The 23694-nt window shown below is 22.5% G+C and carries 23 protein-coding genes; 6 read left to right on the top strand and 17 right to left on the bottom strand.

Annotated elements, in window-relative coordinates; genetic code table 4:
- The first annotated feature begins 14 nt into the window (after window positions 1–14).
- From rnc to AACL03_RS06495, 4 genes are all read left to right on the top strand, one after another.
- Entirely contained in the window at window positions 15–734 is a 720-nt protein-coding gene (rnc, locus tag AACL03_RS06510) for a ribonuclease III (RefSeq protein WP_174481262.1), read from the top strand.
- Between the two features lie 2 nt (window positions 735–736).
- Window positions 737–4300: an ABC transporter permease gene (locus AACL03_RS06505; protein ID WP_339039880.1), complete on the top strand. Its 3564-nt coding sequence runs from the start codon at window positions 737–739 to the stop codon at window positions 4298–4300.
- Between the two features lie 117 nt (window positions 4301–4417).
- Window positions 4418–7816 carry an ABC transporter permease gene (locus AACL03_RS06500; RefSeq protein ID WP_339039879.1) on the top strand — a complete coding sequence of 1133 codons (3399 nt, stop codon included), beginning with the start codon at window positions 4418–4420 and terminating at the stop codon, window positions 7814–7816.
- A gap of 229 nt (window positions 7817–8045) precedes the next feature.
- Window positions 8046–8996: an IS30 family transposase gene (locus AACL03_RS06495; RefSeq protein ID WP_339038665.1), complete on the top strand. Its 951-nt coding sequence runs from the start codon at window positions 8046–8048 to the stop codon at window positions 8994–8996.
- Window positions 8997–9127: 131 nt separating this feature from the next.
- Here the strand turns inward: AACL03_RS06495 and AACL03_RS06490 are convergent, their stop codons facing one another.
- Entirely contained in the window at window positions 9128–10249 is a 1122-nt protein-coding gene (locus tag AACL03_RS06490) for an Mbov_0401 family ICE element transposase-like protein (RefSeq protein WP_339039878.1), read from the bottom strand.
- Window positions 10250–10646: 397 nt separating this feature from the next.
- Here AACL03_RS06490 and AACL03_RS06485 point away from each other — a divergent pair, with 397 nt between their 5' ends.
- Window positions 10647–10841, top strand: a complete 195-nt coding sequence (locus tag AACL03_RS06485; RefSeq protein ID WP_339039877.1) for a hypothetical protein — start codon at window positions 10647–10649, stop codon at window positions 10839–10841.
- A 1-nt stretch (window position 10842) separates the two neighbouring features.
- Window positions 10843–11202, top strand: coding sequence for a hypothetical protein (locus tag AACL03_RS06480; protein WP_339039876.1), 360 nt, complete (start codon window positions 10843–10845; stop codon window positions 11200–11202).
- Here the strand turns inward: AACL03_RS06480 and AACL03_RS06475 are convergent.
- From AACL03_RS06475 to AACL03_RS06400, 16 genes are all read right to left on the bottom strand, one after another.
- Window positions 11199–12284, bottom strand: a complete 1086-nt coding sequence (locus AACL03_RS06475) for a hypothetical protein (protein WP_339039875.1) — start codon at window positions 12282–12284, stop codon at window positions 11199–11201. The two genes, AACL03_RS06480 and AACL03_RS06475, sit on opposite strands and share 4 nt — an antisense overlap.
- Window positions 12274–12639 (bottom strand): hypothetical protein, encoded by a 366-nt coding sequence (locus AACL03_RS06470; RefSeq protein ID WP_339039874.1) that lies wholly within the window; start codon window positions 12637–12639, stop codon window positions 12274–12276. Before AACL03_RS06470 ends, AACL03_RS06475 begins: the two co-directional genes overlap by 11 nt.
- 88 nt (window positions 12640–12727) lie before the next feature.
- A complete protein-coding gene (locus AACL03_RS06465; RefSeq protein ID WP_339038665.1) occupies window positions 12728–13678 on the bottom strand; it encodes an IS30 family transposase in 951 nt (316 codons plus the stop codon).
- 86 nt (window positions 13679–13764) lie between these two features.
- Window positions 13765–14391 carry a hypothetical protein gene (locus AACL03_RS06460; RefSeq protein WP_339039873.1) on the bottom strand — a complete coding sequence of 209 codons (627 nt, stop codon included), beginning with the start codon at window positions 14389–14391 and terminating at the stop codon, window positions 13765–13767.
- A complete protein-coding gene (locus tag AACL03_RS06455; protein ID WP_339039872.1) occupies window positions 14342–14761 on the bottom strand; it encodes a hypothetical protein in 420 nt (139 codons plus the stop codon). Before AACL03_RS06455 ends, AACL03_RS06460 begins: the two co-directional genes overlap by 50 nt.
- The gene (locus AACL03_RS06450) at window positions 14727–15584 is read right to left on the bottom strand and encodes a hypothetical protein (RefSeq protein WP_339039871.1); all 858 of its coding nucleotides are present in this window, start codon (window positions 15582–15584) and stop codon (window positions 14727–14729) included. The genes AACL03_RS06455 and AACL03_RS06450 overlap by 35 nt, the downstream gene beginning before the upstream one ends.
- 17 nt (window positions 15585–15601) lie before the next feature.
- Complete coding sequence (locus AACL03_RS06445; protein WP_255495924.1) at window positions 15602–15724, bottom strand: hypothetical protein; 123 nt, start codon at window positions 15722–15724, stop codon at window positions 15602–15604.
- A gap of 4 nt (window positions 15725–15728) precedes the next feature.
- Complete coding sequence (locus AACL03_RS06440) at window positions 15729–17009, bottom strand: hypothetical protein (RefSeq protein ID WP_339039870.1); 1281 nt, start codon at window positions 17007–17009, stop codon at window positions 15729–15731.
- A gap of 255 nt (window positions 17010–17264) precedes the next feature.
- Window positions 17265–18092: a hypothetical protein gene (locus AACL03_RS06435; RefSeq protein WP_339039869.1), complete on the bottom strand. Its 828-nt coding sequence runs from the start codon at window positions 18090–18092 to the stop codon at window positions 17265–17267.
- Window positions 18093–18095: 3 nt separating this feature from the next.
- Window positions 18096–19793, bottom strand: a complete 1698-nt coding sequence (locus AACL03_RS06430) for a hypothetical protein (protein ID WP_339039868.1) — start codon at window positions 19791–19793, stop codon at window positions 18096–18098.
- A 15-nt stretch (window positions 19794–19808) separates the two neighbouring features.
- Entirely contained in the window at window positions 19809–20993 is a 1185-nt protein-coding gene (locus AACL03_RS06425) for a hypothetical protein (protein WP_338958877.1), read from the bottom strand.
- Window positions 20994–21011: 18 nt separating this feature from the next.
- A complete protein-coding gene (locus AACL03_RS06420; protein ID WP_338987896.1) occupies window positions 21012–21140 on the bottom strand; it encodes a hypothetical protein in 129 nt (42 codons plus the stop codon).
- 170 nt (window positions 21141–21310) lie between these two features.
- Window positions 21311–22261 carry an IS30 family transposase gene (locus tag AACL03_RS06415; RefSeq protein WP_339038665.1) on the bottom strand — a complete coding sequence of 317 codons (951 nt, stop codon included), beginning with the start codon at window positions 22259–22261 and terminating at the stop codon, window positions 21311–21313.
- Between the two features lie 223 nt (window positions 22262–22484).
- On the bottom strand, window positions 22485–22643 hold the full coding sequence (locus tag AACL03_RS06410; protein ID WP_174481559.1) for a hypothetical protein: 159 nt from the start codon (window positions 22641–22643) through the stop codon (window positions 22485–22487).
- A gap of 16 nt (window positions 22644–22659) precedes the next feature.
- Window positions 22660–23487, bottom strand: coding sequence for a hypothetical protein (locus AACL03_RS06405; RefSeq protein WP_339038760.1), 828 nt, complete (start codon window positions 23485–23487; stop codon window positions 22660–22662).
- 1 nt (window position 23488) lies between these two features.
- On the bottom strand, window positions 23489–23686 hold the full coding sequence (locus AACL03_RS06400) for a hypothetical protein (protein ID WP_338979823.1): 198 nt from the start codon (window positions 23684–23686) through the stop codon (window positions 23489–23491).
- Between the last annotated feature and the right edge of the window lie 8 nt (window positions 23687–23694).

The raw sequence follows: 23694 nt of genomic DNA, 5'->3' as shown, positions 1-23694 counted from the left end.
TTAAGGAGAAAAATATGATTAATATTGAACATATTTTAAAATCGAGTATTTTAGAAAAAATTAAATCTAATCGTAATTATCGTGAAGCGTTTACTCATCGTTCTTTTTCAAACGAACATAATTTAGATTATTCATATGAGCGATTAGAATTTTTGGGTGATTCGATTTTAGGGGAAAATATTTCAACTTACATTTGACACTTATTTCCAAATAAAGATGAGGGACAATTAACAAGTTTACGTAGTAAAGCAGTTAGACAAGAAACATTGGCAGCAGTGGCAATTGCTTTAGGATTACAAGATTATTTATTTTTGGGAAATGGTGAAAAAAATACAGGTGGGCAACAACGAGAAAGCATTTTATCAGATGTTTTTGAATCATTTCTTGCTGCAGTATATCTTGATTTAGGAAATAGTGCAGTGAAAAAAATCTTAGACTTAACCTTATTTGAATTGATTAAAACTAATCAGTTAGAAACAATTATTGATTATAAAACTAAATTACAAGAATTAGTACAGGCAGAAAAAAGAGATCCTATTAATTATAAAACTATGGAACAAATTAAAAAAGATAATATTACTTATTTTATTGTTCATGTGTATTTAGATAATAAAATACTAATGGGGAAAGGAGTAGGAACAAATAAAAAGAAAGCTGAGCAAGAAGCAGCAAAGTCAGCTTTAGCAAAACTGTCAAAATCTAATTTATTAATAAGTGATCATAAGAAGGGATAAACATGTTTAAATTATTACGTAATTATATTCGTGAACAAAAAAACAATTTATTACAAATGTTTGGTTTAGGTTTTTTAGTAATGATTATGATTATTGCCTTTTTATCATTAAATTTTTCTAATAATTATTTATTTGAACAATATGTTAACGATATTGCTCATAATGAATTTGATCAATATACATTTTTTTCACCAGTAGAATATGTTAATTTTGATGGAAAATATAATGAAAAAGATAAAGCTGGTTCTTATTTAAATAATATTAATTATTATCAAAAAGATAATACTATTGATAAAGAAAAGATGGCAAAAGCTACTTTTCAGTTAACAATACCAGATGCTACTAGACCTGATATATATCGTTTTACTTTTCATGGTGGGGACGCTAGTAGTAAAGAATATTTTGCTATTGGTGATAGTCTTTTTAATGATACTAGCCATAATTATATTGATTTTAAAATTAATATTCCTATTAATTATCCATCTTATGATATTCATAAAGCAACGATAGAACAATATGCTAATATGCTAAATCAATATCTATATGATCCATTACATCCAGAAAAAAATCCAGAAAATGCAACAAATTTTATGATTACTAGTGAAGCTGCTTTACAGTTTTATAATGATAATTTTAAGGGACAATTGTCATATGCTAATCGAAACTATAGTGAAATAGATATTAAAAATGAAGCTAAGTTATATGAAATAATGTCAATGGGAATGTTATATAAAGATATTGAATGACAACATGCTGTTATGGTCCGTGATTTATTAATTACTAGTAAAAATTTTGCTTTTATTGAAACAGGACCCGAATATATTGTTAATAAAGCAATTATTGTCAAAGATGGTGGCCCAAGTTTAACAGAAAAACCATTACAAGATAATGAAATTTTAATTTACAAACATTTTGCTGAACTAAATAATTTACATATTGGTCAAAATTATGTAATTGCTGGACAAACGTTTATTATTCGTGGTTATGCTACAAGCTCATTAGCAGCATTTGTTGGTCGTTATTTTGGTAATTCACTTGATTTAAAAAATAATACTGTCGCTTTTACTAATGGTAATACGATGCGCAAAGTTGAATCCGATTTAAAGGCATTTAGCAGTAATATTGATGATTTTTTTTTAGGTATTAATCCTGATTTGGCTAAAAATATTGATTCACAAATAAACAATGAATGAATTTATAATTATCTTCATGCAACTTATAAAACACCTACTGATATAGCAAGTACAAAATATTATAATAATGGTATTGATTATAATAAAATAGTTTCACCTTTAAATATCAATAATCTTAGATTTTATACTAGTATGCAAGAATGATCTTTTAGTTCCATTAATAATAGAATTAATGTTATTGAAGAGATTTCTAGTTTATTTTTAATTTTGATTTTTATTGTGACTACTATTATTATTTTTATTATTACTTTTAAAATGATTGATCGTAATAAAAAATTAATTGGAATTTTAAAAGCAACAGGATATAAAAGTTGACAGTTAAGTATATCATTAGTAATTTCAATTATTGCTCCTTTAATTATTTTTGCTATTATTGGTGTTTTAATTTCGATTCCAGTTGCGCATTATTTAATTTATATTACTAATATTAGTACTGTTGCCTTAATTAGTTATGGTTGGTACTTTAATATTGTTACCGCTATTTTATTACTTGTTATTCCAATCATTAGTTTAACTTTCATTAGTTTTTTAATGGTATTATTCTTATTAAGAAGTAAACCCTTAGATTTAATTACTAATAATATTTCAAAACAAAAATATAAAATAAATATTAGTTCAACTTTTACTTTTATTGCAAGATATGTGATTGGTAGATTTAGTTATCGTAATAAGTTGGCCGTTACTACTTCACTACGTAGTTTTGGTAAAACATTAATTATGTGTTTTACTATTATTTTTGCTGCAACATTAGTATTCTTTGCGCTTGCTGCTAGTGGTTTAGTTAATAATATGTTAGGTTCACAATTTGCGGGAACTAATTTTAATTATCAAAATGGTTATCAATTTGATGATAATATTAAAACTAACTTTATTAATAACGAAAATAAATTAATGTATCAATTTAATAGTGTTGATAATATTAAAAGCAAAATTTCATTATATCCAGAATTATTAGCGGCAATTAAACGATTTGATCCTCTTAATCCTAATAAATCAATTATGATTAATGTTCAAAATCGTTATATTATGGGTAGTGAATTATTAAAAATAAAACAGTGAATTGCTGCTAATCCATCAAAGATTCCACCAATAGTTAAGGATTTCTTAGAAAAAAATAAAATATTATTTAATTATTTAACCAATAATAACGGTAAAAACAATACTGATTTATTGGTAAGTTTTGGTTTAATTCCTTATGATGAACAGTATGAAGTACCATACACACAATTAGAACTTGATAAGGCTAATCTGTTACTTCCTAATCAGCTTGGTGCTGTTTTTGATAATGATACACAAACCTTATCAAAAGAATCTTTTAAAAATTGAAGTGCACCAAGAACTGCTTATGGTATTGATGATAGTTTAAGTGATTTTTTATCTCTAAATTTTAGTATAAGTGATTTCTCTACTTTTAGTAAATTAAATTTAGCTGATATGGAAGTTTCTAATAATTGGCAAGATAAACAATTTATTAATATTCGTAATCATTTAATTCAAAAATTAGGAATTAAAAATCCAGATAGTAGTGCTGTTCAATTTATTCCAATGGCTACTTCTGCTTTACCTTCGGTTGCCAATGTTTATAATGGTGGAGAACAACTTAATAATAGTGTTATTTATAGGTATAAAGGATTAGATAATCAAATAAAATATATAATTGGTATTGCTTATGATTATATTAATAAATTAGATCCAAAAATAATAGTAATGCCTAAACTTTGACTTAATGAGATTTTGTTTGGTAGTAAAAGTGATTTATTAGAAAATAATTTTGCTAATAGTAAATTAAGCAAATTTACTGATAATGAGTTTAAACATTACTTACCAATTATTAGTAATAAAAATGATTATAATATTGATTTAGCACAAATTTCACACTCAGGATATTTGGAAAGTAAAGGTATTAGTACTTCATTATCATCAGTGTATGATATTAGTAATTTACGTAGTATTATGAAGAATAATCAATATAGTTTACAAATAATCATTTCATTTTTTGGTATTTTTAGTGTTATATTATCATTAATGATTATTGTTATTGTTACTAATATTAGTGTTCGTGATAATTTAATATTAATTAATATTTTACGAAGTTTAGGCTATACGGCATTAGAAGTTTCTTATAATTTCTTTCTGGTAATAATACCGGCATTGGTAATGAGTAGTTTGGTTGCTGTTTTTATTGTTCCTTCTTTAGTAATGGTACTTTCTAATTTATTAGCAACTTTTGCAAAAATCGCATTTCCTATTGTTTTTCGTTGATGATATTTTGCATTGATGATTAGTATAAATATTTTAATTTATTTAGTTTCATACATTATTACTTGAAAGTTAAACGTTAATAATAAACAATTAATGACATTAACTAAATAATATATAATCTGGTTTGCTGCTATTAAATAAAAAATTACACATTAAAATGTTTTAATTTTAAAAAATATTTTTAAATTGATAAAATTAATTTGAAGTATCAACTGAGGTTAGTGGAATATGGTAAAAATATTTTTTAATTATTTGCGTGAACAAAGAAAAAATATTATTCAAGTTTTAGGGTTAGGCTTTTTAGTTATGATTATGATTATAACTTTTTTAAGCATTCAATTTTCTGATCAATATGTAGAAAATCAATATTTAAATGATATTAGTCAAAATACTAATTTTCAAGAATTAAATGAATTACCAATTGAAAAAAATAGTTTTGAAAAAGAATATAATTATTATAAAACACATTTAGGATTATGATTGGAAAATATGTCATATTATAAACAAGATGATAGTATTGATACTTTTAAATTAAATCATGCAACTTTTCAAATTGCTTTAGTTAATGCTAATACCGATACTTATCGTTTTATTTTTAATGGTAGTAGTGATTTAAGTGATTCTCATGCTAATAATTATTTACAAATTGGAAATAATATATCTACTAAATATCATCATGATTATGTTGATTTTAAACTATTAGTTCCTAATGATTATCATCAAGGTTATAACTCTTCTGAAGAATATAAAAATGCAATGCGTAATTTAATTAATAGTTATGTTTATGATGGAAAGACAAATATTAATCAAGTAAACTATTTTATTTTAAATGATAAAGCATTAAAAATTTATCAAGATGAAATTTATCATAAAATATCATACGCTAATCATGAATATAATACAATTGATATTTCTTTGCAATCACAACTATATTTTTTAATTATTAATGGCATGTTATTTCAAAATATTGAATGAAATCAATATACTTTAGTTAATGATTTATTAATGACCGGTAAATCTTTTCTCTTTACACAAACAGTTCCTAAAAATATTATTGATCCACCAATTTTAGTAGGTAATTATAAACAAAGTTTGGAAGAGTTACCATTACAAGATAATGAAATTTTAATTTATGAACAATTTGCTAATAATAATAATTTAAAAATTGGTGATAAGTACAATATTGTTAATCGTACTTTTACTGTTAGAGGATTTGTTACTAGTCGAAATAGTGCTTTTATTGCCAATAATATTAGTGGATTGATGGATCCAAAAAATAAAACCGTTGCTTTTGTTAATAGTAATACAATGGTTAACATCAATAATGATTTTAAGGGTTTTATTGATAAAAATAAACAAAAAAATAGTTTTAATCCCGTTTATCCTGAACGTAGTTTAAATCCATGATTATATAATATATTACATAATCAATTAGCATATGGTCATCATTATCAAAATCTTACTAATGGTATAAATTTTGCTAATGTTGCTAGTATTTTAACAAATGATGATTATTTATGAAGACCTTATAATGAAAATGCTATTTTTTTCTTAAATGAGCGAATTAATTTAACACAAAATGTTGGTATAATATTTTTAACATTAATTTTTACTGTTACTAGTGTTATTATTTTAATGGTAGTATGAAAGATGATTCATCATAATCATAAATTAATTGGAATTTTAAAAGCATTGGGTTATAAAAATTGACAATTAACAATTTCTTTAGTTTTAGCTATTATTTGACCTTTATTTATTTTTGCTATTATTGGTGTTTTAATATCAGTATTTATTAGTCATATTCTTATTAATAGTCATAACTTATATTTAGCGCTAATTAACTATGGATGATATATAAATGTGCATATGACAATTATTGTGGTAACTGTTCCTTTATTGTTATTAGTAATTATTAGTTTTTTTATAGTTTATTTATTTTTACAAAAAAAACCACTTGACTTAATTAGTAGTAAAAATTTTAAAAAATATCATCATTTAAATATTAGCAAAATTTTTAATTTTATTAGTGTTAAAGTTATTGGCGATATTAGTTATCATAATAAATTGGCAATAACTATTAGCATGCGAAGTTTTGGTAAATTAGTTATCATTAGTATAGTTAGTATTTTTGCTGCCACATTGATGCTATTTTCAATTGCAGCTAGTGGTTTAGTTAATGATATGTTATCATTACAATTTGAAGGGATTAATTTTAATTATTTAAATAGTTATCATTATGAAGACATTGAAAATAATTTTATTAATAATAACAAGCAGTTGCTTTATAACATTGCTCCAGTTTCACAAATAGAATCAGGAGTATCACTTAAACAAGATTTACAAGATGCTATTGATTCATATTTAATAAGTCCTAATAATCCAGCCCCCGTTATTCGCGATTTACGTAATAAATATATTTTGGGTAGCGATTTATTAAAGATGCGTAAAAATTTTGAAAAATCGACAACATGAAATTTATTACCACAAACATTTAAAAAACAGTGAGCAAAACAAATAAATATTATTAATTATTTAACAAATGAAAGTGGTAATAATAATGATTTATTAATTAGTTTTGGTATTATTCCTTATCAAGAACAAAATGAGTTACCTTTTATTAAATTGAATATTGAAGATTCTTATGATTTGGATTTTAGTCATAACAATGCTATTGGTAATACTTATGATAGTGTAACTCAAACTTTTAATGATTCATGCTTTAGTAATGAAGTTACAATAAGACAAACTATCTATGGTATTAATGCAAATAGTAATAATTTTATTAAACCTAATTTAATTAATAGTAAATTTAAAAAATTTATTAATATGAACAGTGATACAATGAACACTTCTGATTTTTGATTAGATAAAGAATTTACTAAAAATGTTAACAATGTAAAAAAACAATTACATATTACTAGTACTAATGCTCCAAATGTTACCTTTTTACCAATTGCAGCATCTAATGCCCCAGCATCCAATACTAGTACTGGTAATGGTAACAATATTGGTAAAGCAATTTTATATCCATATTTTGATTTTAATGGTAATAAAAAATATTTAATTGGTATTATTTATGATGGCTTTAGGAATTTAGGAATGTCAACATTATTAGTATCACAATCACTTTTAAATAGTGCTATTAATGAAAATACAGGATTATTAATTAATAATGCCAAAATGAGTAAATTTAATGATAATGAGTTACGACATTACTTAACTTTTATTAATACTGAAAATAATTATAATTTTGATTTAACTAAAATTTTGAATACTGACTACATTAGTTCTAGTGGTTTTATTAGTTCTTTGAGTGGTATTGTTCCAATTGGTAATGAAAAAGCAGCATTGGAAAATAATGAAATAAGTATTCAATTACTTATTGGTTTTTTTGCAATTTGTAGTATTATATTATCATTTATGATTATGACTTTGGTTACTAATATTTTAGTTCGTGATAATTGAATATTGATTAATATTTTAAAAGTATTGGGATATAATACTATGGAAGTATCGTACAATTTTATTATAATTATTGTCCCTTTAATTTTAATTTTTTCAGTTTTTAGTGTTTTTATTAGTCCAATATTAATTAATATATGGGCGGTTGTCAAAAATCCGGAATAAATTAAATCGTTGTAGTCTTATTATAAATTTAGACAAGAAATAATTTGGATTTTTATGAAATTGTAAATTTATCTTACTACTAATTTAAAAATATTACAATTAAAATACTCAATTTTATAAATTATGCTGAGTTATACTTGTAAGTGCAAGTAAATAAAATTGCAAAAAATTCTCATATAAAAATTTCATAATGCTAAATTTAGTTTAGAAAAAAGTAAGGAGTTTTTATATGAGTTATAAACATCTTGGCATAGATGAAAGAATTTATATTGAGAATCAATTGAAATTTAAATTTAAAATTAGTGAAATAGCTAAAAATCTTAATCGAAGTATTAGTACTATTATTCGAGAAATTAATAGAAATAAAGATAATAATCATTATTTTTCATTAATTGCACAAAATAAAGCTGAAAATCGAAAACAATCACATATTAGTTTTCATAAGTTTAAAAATAAGAATTTAGTAAAATATGTACAACAAAAATTACTATTAGGTTGATCACCTGAACAAATTTATGGCAGAATTAAAAATTTTCATAAAGAATGAGTTATTAGTTTTAAAACAATTTATACTTGAATTTATTTTGGAATGCTTGATAAAGTTACTAGTAAAAATTTAAGAAGAAAAGGTAAAAAACGAAAATCTAAAGAAAATCGTGGCAAGTTTAATGGTAAATCAATTAAAGAACGAGATATAAATGTTAATGATCGTATAACACTTGGTCATTGAGAAGGAGATACTATAGTATCATCACGAGGTAAAAGCAAATCATGTTTAATAACTTTAGTTGAAAGAGTATCACGATTTACTTTAGCAATATTAGTTAAAAACAGAACTACTAAAGTTATTAATAAAAATGTCAGTTATTATTTATCAATTCTTCCTAAAAACATTGTTAAAACTATTACTTTTGATCGTGGCAAAGAATTTTCAAATTGACAACAACTTGAAAAAAATTTAGATGTAAAAATTTATTTTGCCAATCCATATTCACCTTGACAAAGAGGTACTAATGAAAATACTAATGGTTTAATTAGAGAAAAATTTCCTAAAAAATTTATTTTTTCAAAAACTAATAAAAATGAAGTTCATAAATTTATATTGTCTTTAAATCAAAAACCGAGAAAAATACTAAATTATCTTTCACCAATCGAATATTTGGATAGAAAAATAATTTAGTTGCACTTACCTTTACAATTTAGCTTATAAAAACATTTTAATAATTTAATTAACATAAATATATAACAAAAATTCTTATTAACTTTTAATTTAATAAGTTTTTTTAATTTTTTATTTTAAAATAAGTAAAATTATGTTTTTAAATTTATTTGATTACATTTAAAAATAACCATTTTTATATAAATAAAAATACTATATGTTCTATTAACAATCATTTCTTTTAAAACATGTCAAATATTTGTTTCAGTAAAACAACCAATATTTCATTTTGCACCTTGATTAACAATACCTTTTTTATTATTTTTAAAATATTGTTTTTTTAACTTTTTATGATTATCTAATTCTTTATATAAATAATCAATTAATTGTTCATATTGACCATTATTAATGAAATCTTTACAATTATTATATTCACTTCAATATTTTCCTTTATTTCCCGCCATTATACCAAGATATAATGTTCTAATTAAATGGAATTTATCTAAAATAAACTCAGCACCAAGATAATTTGCTACATCTTTAATTCATCCAGCACTATCTCCACAAATAATTATTTTTGCTTGTTCAATATTTTCATAAAATTTTTGACAATGTTCTTTAATAAATTCAGCAGTTTTTTTAACTCCAATTGCTGTTCTTGTTGGTCTAATAATTGCTTTTACTCTTTTATTTTGTACTTTATGATTAATATTATCTGTATATGTTGTTATTAATCTCATAGAGTGTTTTATACCTTTACGTTTAAAATCTCAAAACTTTCGATGTCCATCATCAATCGCTACAAAAATAGGTTGATTTTTTTCTAACTTTACTTTTATTGGATTTGCTTCAATTACTTCTAAATTTTTAAAAACTCTATGAACAGTGCTAACACTAATACCTGCTTTTTTACAAATAGCACAAATATCATGGTATCTTTTTCCGTCAGCAAAATATTCAATAATAGTTTGTTTAACATCTTCACCAATTCTTTTATATTTAGGTAATTCTAGTCATTCATCAACTAAACAAACACGAACTCATTTTTGTAATTTTTCATCAAAATATTCATAAATTCTTCTTTTATAAGTTACTAATCCATACATTATTTTTCTTCTTCGATATTGATAATCAACGATTTTATATTTCTTTTTATCTCTTGTTTTAAATATTCTTCAATCTCGTTTTTCTCATTTCTTTGTTATATGTTCTAAAACTAATTTATCAATTTTAGCATATTGTTCTCTAAAATTTCATTTATAATTAAAACTCATATTTAATTCTCCTAATCTGTTTCTGCACCAATTATTAATTTTAAATTGCATAAATTTAAAGTGTTAAAATTTGGTAAATAACATTAATAATTTATTTTATCCACAATAATCCACATAAGAACGTAATTATTATCAAAATAATGGTACTGTGAAAAAAAGTACTTTCATATTTGTAATATAATAAGCAAGTAACATTAAATTAATAGTATAGGTATCATAAAATAAACGACTTTAATTTAGGCGTTATTTTTCGCTTAAAAGCATACTTGTAAAAATAACATAAATTAAGTACAATTAAATAATAAAATTTTAAGAAAAAAGGAGAAAATTATGAAAATTAAAGGAAAATCATTAAAAGTTGTAAATAAATTGAAATATTTAAAAAATATTTTATATTGTGAATGTTATTTGTCAAAGTAAAAATTGTAATAAAAAATGAAGCAATATTGTATTAGTAGAATTAAAATATACAACTATTAATCTTTTTCTTTGTGAAAATCATACAGATAATTTAGAGTATGAATTATTACCAAAATGATTAAAAACTTGTAAAAAATTAAGAAAAAAATTAAGAATTCAAAAAGGAGATTAAAATGCAAGATAGTAAAGAGATAATAAAAAGTGTACAAAATGAAGTTAAAAAACAACAAGAAAAAATAAACTATAATATAAAAAAATGAATAAAAACAAATTTTTATAAAATAATATCAATTTTAGCATTATTTCTTGCAACACTTTCAACAACTGGAATAATAATGATATCAATTAATAATAAAAATAAATGTTATTTAGATCATGATTACCATGAAGTTTGAGGTAATACTACTATTTGAGAACATGGATATATACATGGTAATACATTTTTTACTACTTTATATTTTTCAAAAAATAAAGCAAATTCTAATGATATAAAATGAGATGGTATATATCCTGATGGCTATTTTAGAAATTAAATTTCAATATTCATATATGATAATGTTTCATCATTAAAATTAAATAATTGAATATTATTAATATTTATAGTTTCATTTTTCGTTGTTTCTAATAAAAAGTCATAATTACCAATACCAAAAATTCCCGAAATTTCTAATTTATGTAAATTAAAAATTTCTTTTTCTATATTGAATTTGATTTCATTACTAATGTAATCTTTTTGTGTAAACTTAAATCAATCTCAACTTGAAAAGTATTGTTTTTCACTATTTAATAATTTTAATATTTCTAAAATATTATTAAATATACATTTAACCATATATTTACCATATTCACCATTACTTAAACTCATATCTTGTGGTAATAATGAAGGTATATTATTGCTTTCTAATTCATTAGTTAATGATAATCAATTAAATTGATTATTATTTAGTTTGAATCATTCGTTTTGACTAATATTTTTATTTTTAACTTGAATATTATTAGGATCAGTAAAATCAAAATATTCTGATTTTAAAACAACATAAACATTTTCAAATTCTCAAACATCATTTTTTGTTTTTCTTGTTGGTTTAGATTTTAATTCGAAATAATATGGCAATAATAATTTATAATCATCATCTAAACCTTTATTTATTGATAAATATGAAAGAATATAATTTGATAACATCATAATTACTTGTTTAAAAATTTTAATTTTAGGATGATTAATAAAATCGGGATTATTTAATTTTCACTGTTCAAATAAATTATTAATTACATCATGTGGTTTTTGATTTTCAAATTTAAGTCTTAATTTAGTAATATTTGTTGTATTATTTTTATCATTATTTGGGTCATAACCATCAAAATTTGCTTGGTAATTATAAGTATAACCTAGCATATCCATTAATACTTTTCCTAATGTTGTAAGTGGTTTAACTTTATCATAAGTTAATAGTACACTATCAATATTATTAATTTTTCAATGAGTTTGTACCATTTTACCTTGTGACATTTTTACTTTTTGGTTTTTACTTCCTCCAACACCAACTTTATTAACTCCACTTTGTCAATCATTATATGCTAATATGTAATCACTTTCATTTTCTTTAGAAAACATAAAAATATTGTTCTTTTTGAATATTATCTATTTGTCGGTCTTCATTAGTAGTTATAGTTTCAACATTTTTAAATTCAATTTTTTTAACATGTTTAAATTCTTGTGATAGTGGATTAGGTATAATTTCACCAATATCTAAATATTCCAAAATAGAATTTTGATTAATAAAATTTTTAGCAATATCTCATTCTAAAATTTGGTCACTAAATCATTGTTGTAAAACATTAACTTTTGGTTGTGTTTGGATTGGTAAAGCATATAATGGAAATAATTGATTATCATCATCAATTAATAAATTTGGCGATACTTTTAATCCATCAATTTCACCATTTACTTTTATATTACCAAATAACATAGTTTTAGGAAATTTTAAAGTTATACTTTTAACTTTTGTATCTTTATCTAATGGTTTTTGTAATGCTAAATTGTAAAGGTAAGTGCAACTAAATTATTTTTCTATCCAAATATTCGATTGGTGAAAGATAATTTAGTATTTTTCTCGGTTTTTGATTTAAAGACAATATAAATTTATGAACTTCATTTTTATTAGTTTTTGAAAAAATAAATTTTTTAGGAAATTTTTCTCTAATTAAACCATTAGTATTTTCATTAGTACCTCTTTGTCAAGGTGAATATGGATTGGCAAAATAAATTTTTACATCTAAATTTTTTTCAAGTTGTTGTCAATTTGAAAATTCTTTGCCACGATCAAAAGTAATAGTTTTAACAATGTTTTTAGGAAGAATTGATAAATAATAACTGACATTTTTATTAATAACTTTAGTAGTTCTGTTTTTAACTAATATTGCTAAAGTAAATCGTGATACTCTTTCAACTAAAGTTATTAAACATGATTTGCTTTTACCTCGTGATGATACTATAGTATCTCCTTCTCAATGACCAAGTGTTATACGATCATTAACATTTATATCTCGTTCTTTAATTGATTTACCATTAAACTTGCCACGATTTTCTTTAGATTTTCGTTTTTTACCTTTTCTTCTTAAATTTTTACTAGTAACTTTATCAAGCATTCCAAAATAAATTCAAGTATAAATTGTTTTAAAACTAATAACTCATTCTTTATGAAAATTTTTAATTCTGCCATAAATTTGTTCAGGTGATCAACCTAATAGTAATTTTTGTTGTACATATTTTACTAAATTCTTATTTTTAAACTTATGAAAACTAATATGTGATTGTTTTCGATTTTCAGCTTTATTTTGTGCAATTAATGAAAAATAATGATTATTATCTTTATTTCTATTAATTTCTCGAATAATAGTACTAATACTTCGATTAAGATTTTTAGCTATTTCACTAATTTTAAATTTAAATTTCAATTGATTCTCAATATAAATTCTTTCATCTATGCCAAGATGTTTATAACTCATATAAAAACTCCTTACTTTTTTCTAAACTAAATTTAGCATTATGAAATTTTTATATGAGAATTTTTTGCAATTTTATTTACTTGCACTTACAAGTATAACTCAGCTAATTTAATAATGATTGGATAACCATCTCTTGTTTTAAAGTCTTTAATTTTAATAATAGTTATACTTTTAGTACTTCTAGTTTTTGGATTTTGATAAGGTTGAGAATAGTTATTAATGATATATAAATTATCAATATTATTTTCAGTTAATGGTTCATTAATACTAACTGCATATAATTTAAATTGATTTAATAAATTTATTTCTTGAAAAATTAAATTTTTAATATCAGTCATACTATATTCAATTGTATTGTCATTAATATTAGTACTTGCTCTTTGATTTAATTGCATAGTAAAGTCCGATGTTTCAACAGCAGTAGTTTTTAATAATTTATCAATATCAATAAAACCAATTTTAATAGTATTTGCTGAAAATTTTAAACTATTATTTTCATTATTTTTAAATAAACGTTCAATTTCATAAATATATATTGTTCTTTTTTTAAATTCATCATATGCTCTATTAATATCAGGGTCACTAGTAGCACCCATCATATTAGTAAAATCATAAGGAATATTATCAATTAAATAATCATTTTCTACTTCTGCTTGATTAAGTTTAGTTTGTTTCTGTGGAAACTTCGTTTGTGGTTTGTTGTTGTTTTCCATTGTTCTCTCCTATTAATTGGTTATTTTTGGGATTAAATAATTTTAATTTAACAGTTAAATTATTAATTTCTTGTTCATCATTAATATTAAATGTTTTACTATTTAATAAATCTTTATCTAAACGTACTAATATTTGAATAAATTTAAAAATATCAATATTAAATTGTCATAATTTTTGTTCGATATAATTAATGGTTGAAATATTTACTGCTGTACTTTCAGGTACTGATTGTTGTGCTGATTTCTTTTGGCTTGGTATATGAATACCACAACGTTTAAATATTTCATTAACATTTCAATCGTATATATCAGTTAAATTTTTACCTTTAAAATTACTACTTGTCATATTTATCTTTTCTATTTTGTTCATTATTATCTCCACCACTTTTAAATAAATAATTTTTAGTAACTAATTCTCTTACTGCTTGTTCTAACGTTGATTGAACATTACCATAAGTTTGATTAAAAATAAATTTAGGTGAGTTTAAAATGGTATCTAAAACAATTTGTTCATAAATAACATCTAATGCTTTAATTTTATCCATTACTTTATCACAATCTGCTAACTCATTTGCTTTATTTCTCATAATTGCTATTGGAATATAATTAATATTTAGTGTTTGTTCTTGCTCTAAATTTGAATTATTAATGTATGATTTAAAAGGTAATGGAAATTGTTTTTTATTATCACTAATACTATAAATTGCACGGTTAATTGTTACTTGTTCATTATTTAATGTATAAATTTCAAATAATCTTACCATTTGTGCATTTTGTTCATAACTATCATAAAAAATAGTACATTGAATTAATTTACCAGTAATATCATAAACTCTTTGTTGTATATCAACGATTTGAAAATATAAATCATCATTAGCAATAAAAATTAAATAACCACTAATTCCTAATTTACTTAATTTAAAAATAGAATTTCAATTTTTTCTATAAAATTCTTGTTTAATTAAATATTGTTTAATAGTTTCATTATTTATTTCTAATGGAGCATTATATAAATTAGCATTATTTTCTGCTACAAAATCAGTAAAATAAGTTTCATGATTAAAATCATTAAAACCAAAATAATTTAAAATTGAAGCATGAGTACTTTTATTTTTATTAGTTAAAAATTTTACTTTTTCATTTTGATTATCACTAATATTACTTTTATCTTTTCTAAAAAATTTACCTAACATAATATTCACCACCTTTCTTAAAATATTTGATTAATTTTTAATATGATTTTTACAATGATAAATATAATTAAACCTGCTGTTGCTGATGATAAAATTACTCCTATTAAACCTAAAATAATTTTTATAATTTTAAAAAACATAATATTATTCCTGTAATTCTTCTAATTTTAAAATTTTTCCATATAAATGTGGATATGGTGCAGTAGTTAAAAATATACTATATATATTTAATTGTAATCAAATATAAATATAATCTTGTGTAATCATACAATTTAAATATTGTGTTGTATTAACATATATAAATTCTGTACATATTCAAGAAGATTTTGTATTATCATTTGTAGGAGTAAAATTATAATAAATACGATATCTTTTATTTTTAATAAAATTATACTTAATAGTTTTATTATCTTCTTTTGTTCCAACTTCTTTTCATTGTGGAATATTTGGACTTGGTGTTGGATTATTTTTTAATTCAATATCTCAATTATTTTCTTCTATTTCATTTGTTTCTAAACTTTTTGAATTAATTTTAATTGGTTTATCTATATTAATTACACTTGGTGAAGTAATATCTAATGTATCACTAGTAATTTGATAAGTATTTTCTTTTAATTCCTCAAAATTAAATATAGCACCACCATCAATTTCACATTTAATAAATAAACTTCATTTATTAACCTTAGTATAATCAGCATTAAGAATTAAAGAAGCTTCTTTATTATCAATTTTACCAATAATAAGAGTTCACGTACCAGTTCCAACTGCTTGTGCTGATTTAAACAATAACATTAATGGATAACCATTTTGTAATGGTGCAAGTCTTTCTCATGTTATAAATACACGATATGTTTTACCAAGATTAATATCAAAATTACTTCATGTTCTATTATCAACTCTATTTCCTATTACAACTCAATTTTCTTTATCTTTCTTTTTATCAATATTAGTTTTATTTTCATTAATAGCCCCAGCAATAGTTTTATCAGTAGTTTTTAAATTAGGAATTTCTTGACTTAGAGCATTTATTTGAAATGCAATCGGAAATTGTGCTTTTGTATCTTCTAATTTTTTATCTACTTCTTCTTTTTTATAATAATCAGATAAATCTACTTTACCACCAGTAGCACTAATTTTATTATTTTCATCAATAGTTATATTAGTACCAGCAATTAATTTATTTTGTTTTTTATCTAATAAATTATTAGTTTCTAGTTTTGTATAATAATCACGTTCAGTACCTTCTTCTGTTATAAATTCAGTTGGTATTCCAGTTCCTTGATATTGATATACTTCAATTTGATTAATTACATTTGTATTAAATTCTATTGTTGGAGGAGTAGGAGAAACTTCGAATAAATTTTTTTTTGTACTATAATCATAAAATAAAGTTACGCTTCTAGTAGCATCTGCTACTGTTGTCATTTCTTCTCATGATATTATTTGAATGATTGATTTTGTATTATAACTTTCATTGTTATTTAATAAAAATTTTATTTCTTTTTTAAGAGTATTAACTATTTTTTTATCATTTTTATCTTGTAAATCAATTACTCAAAGAATTATAGTTCATTTATCTAAATAAAAATCATCATTATTAATTTTCTTTCATAATGGACTAGTTTCAATATTAAATCAATTATTTTTAATATCATCAATACTTTCATTAGTTTTAGTTAATTAATCATTCAATTTAGTTATATTATTTTCATTTGTAGTAATTCGTTTTTGTTGTTTAGCAGAAAAATCACAAGTTGGTGCATGTGTATAATCACCAATTTGTGGATTATTTTGTAATGCTTCTGGTGGTAATGTTCCAATTTCATCTGGTCAATCTAAAATCATTGTTTCAGTTTCTTTATCATAATCTGTTGCAACATAACCTTTATTAACAAATTTACTAACAGGACCTCTATATATTTCATTTTCATTATCATCAACTAAATCATCATATAATTTAATTTGTTTTGATAATGTAAATTCTTTTTGTTGTTCAATTAATTCATCAACTTGATTTCTAGTATAAAATGCTTTTAAGTCAATTTTTTCAATATCTATTTCATCATCATTATAACTTGAAAATATTTGTTTTAATTCTGTTAATCTTGCTCATATTTTCATTCTACTAGGTGCTAAATCTCAAACATTAATCGTAGGAGTACTACTTGCACTAAATTGACTACCATTATTAAATTGAATAGTAGCATCAACATTAAATTCAATTGGTGTACGATTAAATACTCAATCTTCAACCATTACATAAACCATATCTCTTAATGTTTCTTTAATTAATTCATCTTTAAAACTATCAAAAGGAAATTTAGATAAAATAAAATCAAGATAAGCATTAATATCATTTTGAGCACGAATAGCAAAAGTTTTAAATCAATCATTAACATTAGGTCATGTTTGTATGTATTGCTGTGGCGTTTCTGTAATTTTTCCAGTTAATGGATATCAGTTATTATAATTTTCAAGACTGACATCAGTTCAAAGTTTATTAATCATAATTTATCATTCCTTAAAAAATGCTTGTTTATAATGATGAGTATGTTTTTTTGTTTTTTTATGTGTTATATGCTCAATTTCTTTTTGCAACTTTTTCTTACCCTTTTCTACAACTTGACTATATGCAAATTTTTCTAAATGATGTAATAGTCCAGTGCCAAATAAAGTATTAACTGAAAATTTTAAACCAACACTTTTAAATGATTTATTAATATTTTCAATAGGGTTATTAATAACATTTACTACTTTATGATAAGTTCTTATTATTCTAAATATTTCTCTATATACTTTAAAACTATCTCTAATTACTTGTTGTACCACTGGTGGAGCAAATGCTATTGCTTTTAATCATTTATTACGATTAATACCATAACCAATGTATCAACCACTATATCAACGATATCAATGAAATGGATGTATTTGAGTAACAAAAGTTTTTGCTTTAAGAATACTATCAACAACTGTAATTGGTTTATATTTAGGATTGCGATGATAAATAGTAATTGCACATTTATCTAATGACAAAGGTTGAATTTTACAACCCATAAATACTGGTGAATTTAATGGAATTAATTGTGCATGTTTAATTGCTCTTTTTTCTGCACTAGTAAATAAATCAGTTGCTTTTTCTTTTAATTTATTAATTTTTTCAAATGCTTGTTTTTCTAACTTTTCAAATTTTTCTTGTAATTTATATATACTTTCTCTTATTTTTTCAAAATATGGTGTATCTTTTCAAAATTTATTTAAACCTTTTTTTAAATAAAATCTAATATCAAAATATTTAAAACTTTGATTTGCTTTTAAAACAAGTTGATGAATAACATTATTTTTAAAATTAAATTTAATAGAATTAGCACGAATTTTTTGTAAATCTAAAATTAAAGTTTTTCCATATCTATTTTCTGAATGTATTGTATGAACTAAATTTAATCAATCATGTTGGTTCATAGATAGTACTTTTTTTAAATCAGTATTAAATTTTTTTAAAAAGTTATTTGCTTTTTCAATATCTTTAATTTTAAATTTAGGAGTTAATTGTGGACTTAATTTTATTAATGTATTTTGTAATAATAAATAATCTTTTAATTCTTGTGCTTCTAATTTTTGAAAATTATTTTTATATTGTCTTTCAGCAACATAACCTAAATCTCGTAATACTGTTTCACGATTAGGAGTAAAACTATAATTCATTAAATAACGTTTATTACCAATAATTTTATCTGTTAAAATTTCTTTTCCACTTACTTGACTAATAACTTCTTGTAAATTTTTGGCTTCTTTAATACCAACTTGTTTTAATGTTTTAGTTTCTTGTGCTAGTTTAATAAATTTAGTAGTACGATAACCACGACTAATTTTATTAAGTCCAGCAAATGCAGATAATAAATTTAAGAAAGTATTTAATTTTGTTACATTTCCTTTTAAATAATCATAAACTTGATTAATAGTAAAATCAGTTGTAGCATAAATACCAAAATTAATAGTACTTGCAACTAAATCACTTGCACCTAATCCAAGGGCTACACTTTCACTTAATCCACCAGTAAAAGGAGCAAGTGCTACTGCAATTACTTGTACACCAATCATTTCTAAAATTTCTCATCAAAAACTTTTATTTTCTTGTTGGTTACTTGTTCTAGTATGTTTTGGTTTATTTATGTTTAAAAGTATTGCTGTACTAGTTGTACCAATTGGCATGGCATTTAATTTCCTTTATTTAAGAGTTATTTTAATTGGATTTGTTGTTCCTTTATAATTTAAATCATTAACATTTGCAGTAATAGTTATATATAAATCACCTGCTTTTTGTTTTTGATTACTTACATTAGTTTTACCTTGTGCATCACTAAAATATTTAATAGTTGGATTTGTTAAATTAGGATTTAATGATTTAAGTTCATTAGTACTTTTTATTTGTGTATTTAATTCACTATTATTGTTATTAACATTTGCAGTAATATCAGTTGTTAAATTTGTAATTTTAGTTTTTAAATCAGTTTTCTCTGCTTTAATAATTCCGCATAACATTCATCTTGATGTTGTTTCATTATTGGAAATATAAGGTATTGATTCTCCAACAACTTCACCAGCAACTTTATATGCTCTTCCTGCTTTATCATCTTTAATAAAGTCTACATAAATAATTGTTCTTTCTAACATGTATCTTTTCATTGCTCTTGGTGTTGCTAAAACAAAAGTCATTAGTTGTTGTTCATTTTTATCATTAGTAAAAATCATATAGTCATCAAGAACGATTTCACATAATACACCTTTTACATATAAATTATTTCCATTTAAACGTAATTGTTGCGCTAACTGATTATCGGTGATTAAACCTTTATTATCTGCTAAATAAACTAAACTATCATAAAGACCATTAGTAATAAAAAATTTACTATTTGCAATGTTTCTAAATTGAAACAAAGTATTTCAAGCAGATAACATTGATTTTAAATATCCTATTGGCGTTGTATCTTCAATATCTATTTTAGTAGCAGATTTTGCAATTGCTTGTGTATCATCAATTGCTAATTTATCTGCTAAATCATTTGCAACTTCATATTGCATGCTATCTAATAAATTTTGTCCATTATTTGCATTTAAATCTACATCTGCAATAATTTCTCCTGCAAGATATTTTTTAGTTATTTTTTTACTAATTTTATCTGTATCAACATATGGTAATTCATATCTTTTACTTTTATCATCTCAAGCAATAATTTTTATTTCCGGTTTTTTTGGTTTTTTAACAATAAACTCAATATTTACTGAATCAACAATTTCAGTAGGGAAAAAGTTTGCCCATGGACTATTTGAAATTTTAAAAAACTCTATAAATTCTGGTGCTTCTACTAATCTCTCTGTATTGTCTAAATTTTGATTAAATGGTACTGACATTTTATTTCTTCCTTTCGTTTATAAATAATTTTTCTTTTTATAATTAATTAAAAAATTTTCTTTATCATTTGTTTTATTATTAATAATTATTTGTTTATTACCACCTGTATTAATTGTTTGTTTAAATACTGGTTGCTCTTTAATCATTTTTTTAATAGTTTCTTCAATTTTTGAATTTTCTAAATTATTAGTTTTAAATTTTAAATAATCATAAAATTCATTTTTAACTTGATATTTTTTAAATATATTAATTATTTCTTTTTCTTTAATTTCTTGATTAAGTTTATTTAATTGCTAAATTGTAAAGGTAAGTGCAACTAAATTATTTTTCTATCCAAATATTCGATTGGTGAAAGATAATTTAGTATTTTTCTCGGTTTTTGATTTAAAGACAATATAAATTTATGAACTTCATTTTTATTAGTTTTTGAAAAAATAAATTTTTTAGGAAATTTTTCTCTAATTAAACCATTAGTATTTTCATTAGTACCTCTTTGTCAAGGTGAATATGGATTGGCAAAATAAATTTTTACATCTAAATTTTTTTCAAGTTGTTGTCAATTTGAAAATTCTTTGCCACGATCAAAAGTAATAGTTTTAACAATGTTTTTAGGAAGAATTGATAAATAATAACTGACATTTTTATTAATAACTTTAGTAGTTCTGTTTTTAACTAATATTGCTAAAGTAAATCGTGATACTCTTTCAACTAAAGTTATTAAACATGATTTGCTTTTACCTCGTGATGATACTATAGTATCTCCTTCTCAATGACCAAGTGTTATACGATCATTAACATTTATATCTCGTTCTTTAATTGATTTACCATTAAACTTGCCACGATTTTCTTTAGATTTTCGTTTTTTACCTTTTCTTCTTAAATTTTTACTAGTAACTTTATCAAGCATTCCAAAATAAATTCAAGTATAAATTGTTTTAAAACTAATAACTCATTCTTTATGAAAATTTTTAATTCTGCCATAAATTTGTTCAGGTGATCAACCTAATAGTAATTTTTGTTGTACATATTTTACTAAATTCTTATTTTTAAACTTATGAAAACTAATATGTGATTGTTTTCGATTTTCAGCTTTATTTTGTGCAATTAATGAAAAATAATGATTATTATCTTTATTTCTATTAATTTCTCGAATAATAGTACTAATACTTCGATTAAGATTTTTAGCTATTTCACTAATTTTAAATTTAAATTTCAATTGATTCTCAATATAAATTCTTTCATCTATGCCAAGATGTTTATAACTCATATAAAAACTCCTTACTTTTTTCTAAACTAAATTTAGCATTATGAAATTTTTATATGAGAATTTTTTGCAATTTTATTTACTTGCACTTACAAGTATAACTCAGCATAAAACAATAATTTCTCTACAAATTAATGTTCCAACACTTGTTCCAATAATTATTAATTCATGTAAAAATTCTTTCATTTGAATATTTTCCTTTCAACTATTTATTTTTAATTTTTAATTATTCATCAAATTGACCACCATTAATTCTTTCAATCATCGATTTTGAATTACTTATAATGCTTACTAATAAGGCCATTTCTTTATTTAACTGTTCCATTCTCTCTTTATATGTCTGAATTTCATTATTATAATATTCAATTAATTTTTCTTTATTCATAAATTATTCACCTTCTTTATAAACTCATGTGATTATAATCTCAATTTAATGAAGCATTATCATGATTTAATGGCACTTCGCTCATATTATCACTACCATAATATTGACTTGCAGTTTCACTATTAATAGTAAATCTATTATCATTAATTAATCTTGTAGCTTCATTTGTAAATGGTGTTTCTTGCATTTCTTGATTATGATGTATAGTTTCAATAGGTAATAAATTATGGATTATTTCACTTGCACCAGCAACTATGGTAGGTACTGCATAAGCATTCATAAAATCATTATTTATACCCATAGCAACACCACTTGAAATTAAACAACTACCAGTAGCCATATTACAAATTTTTCTTATTGTTTCAAATTTATTAGGTATTAACTCAGTTAATCCACTAATAAGATTTGATATACCATAAGCATTTAAACTAATATATGTATCTCAATCCATTAATGACTGATTTTCTTGCTTGTTTAATAGTAATCATGGTGGACCTTCTGTTGTAGTTGTAGTAGTTATTGGAATTGGTGTTGTTGGAATAATAGGATTAATATTGTTTTCAGTTCATTTACTATAATTTGCTAATCCAATTGTTCCTAAACCTAAAATAATTTTTTTAGAACTATTAATTAATTTAGTTTTAGTATTTGGTCTTTGATTTAAATTTCATATATCTAAACCTAATTTTTTACCAAATAATAAACTATTAATTGAACCTAATACTGGATTTGCAATTACTTGACCATAATAAGCACTTGTACCAATCATTGCACAAATTGGACTTATTCCAGTTCTAATTAATTTAGTTAAAGTATAATTTGATTGATTTTCTATACTTGGCATTTTATTCTCCTTTAATTTGTTTTAAATCATTTAATAGTTCTATAAATTTTTTCATCTCTTTTGAATGATAATCAATGCTTCAATAATCATCATTTCAATTAAAAATTATATGTGTATCTGAATGTAAAAATTCAACATTATCAATAAAAAATAATTTTTCATCTACATTTCATTTAATTAAAAATTCGCGTTTAGTCATATTTAATC

Source organism: Spiroplasma endosymbiont of Andrena trimmerana (assembly GCF_964019575.1).
Classification (GTDB): Bacteria; Bacillota_I; Bacilli_A; order Mycoplasmatales; family VBWQ01; genus Spiroplasma_E.
The sequence above is the reverse complement of the archived record's forward strand: the minus strand, read 5'-3'. Positions and strand labels throughout refer to the sequence as shown.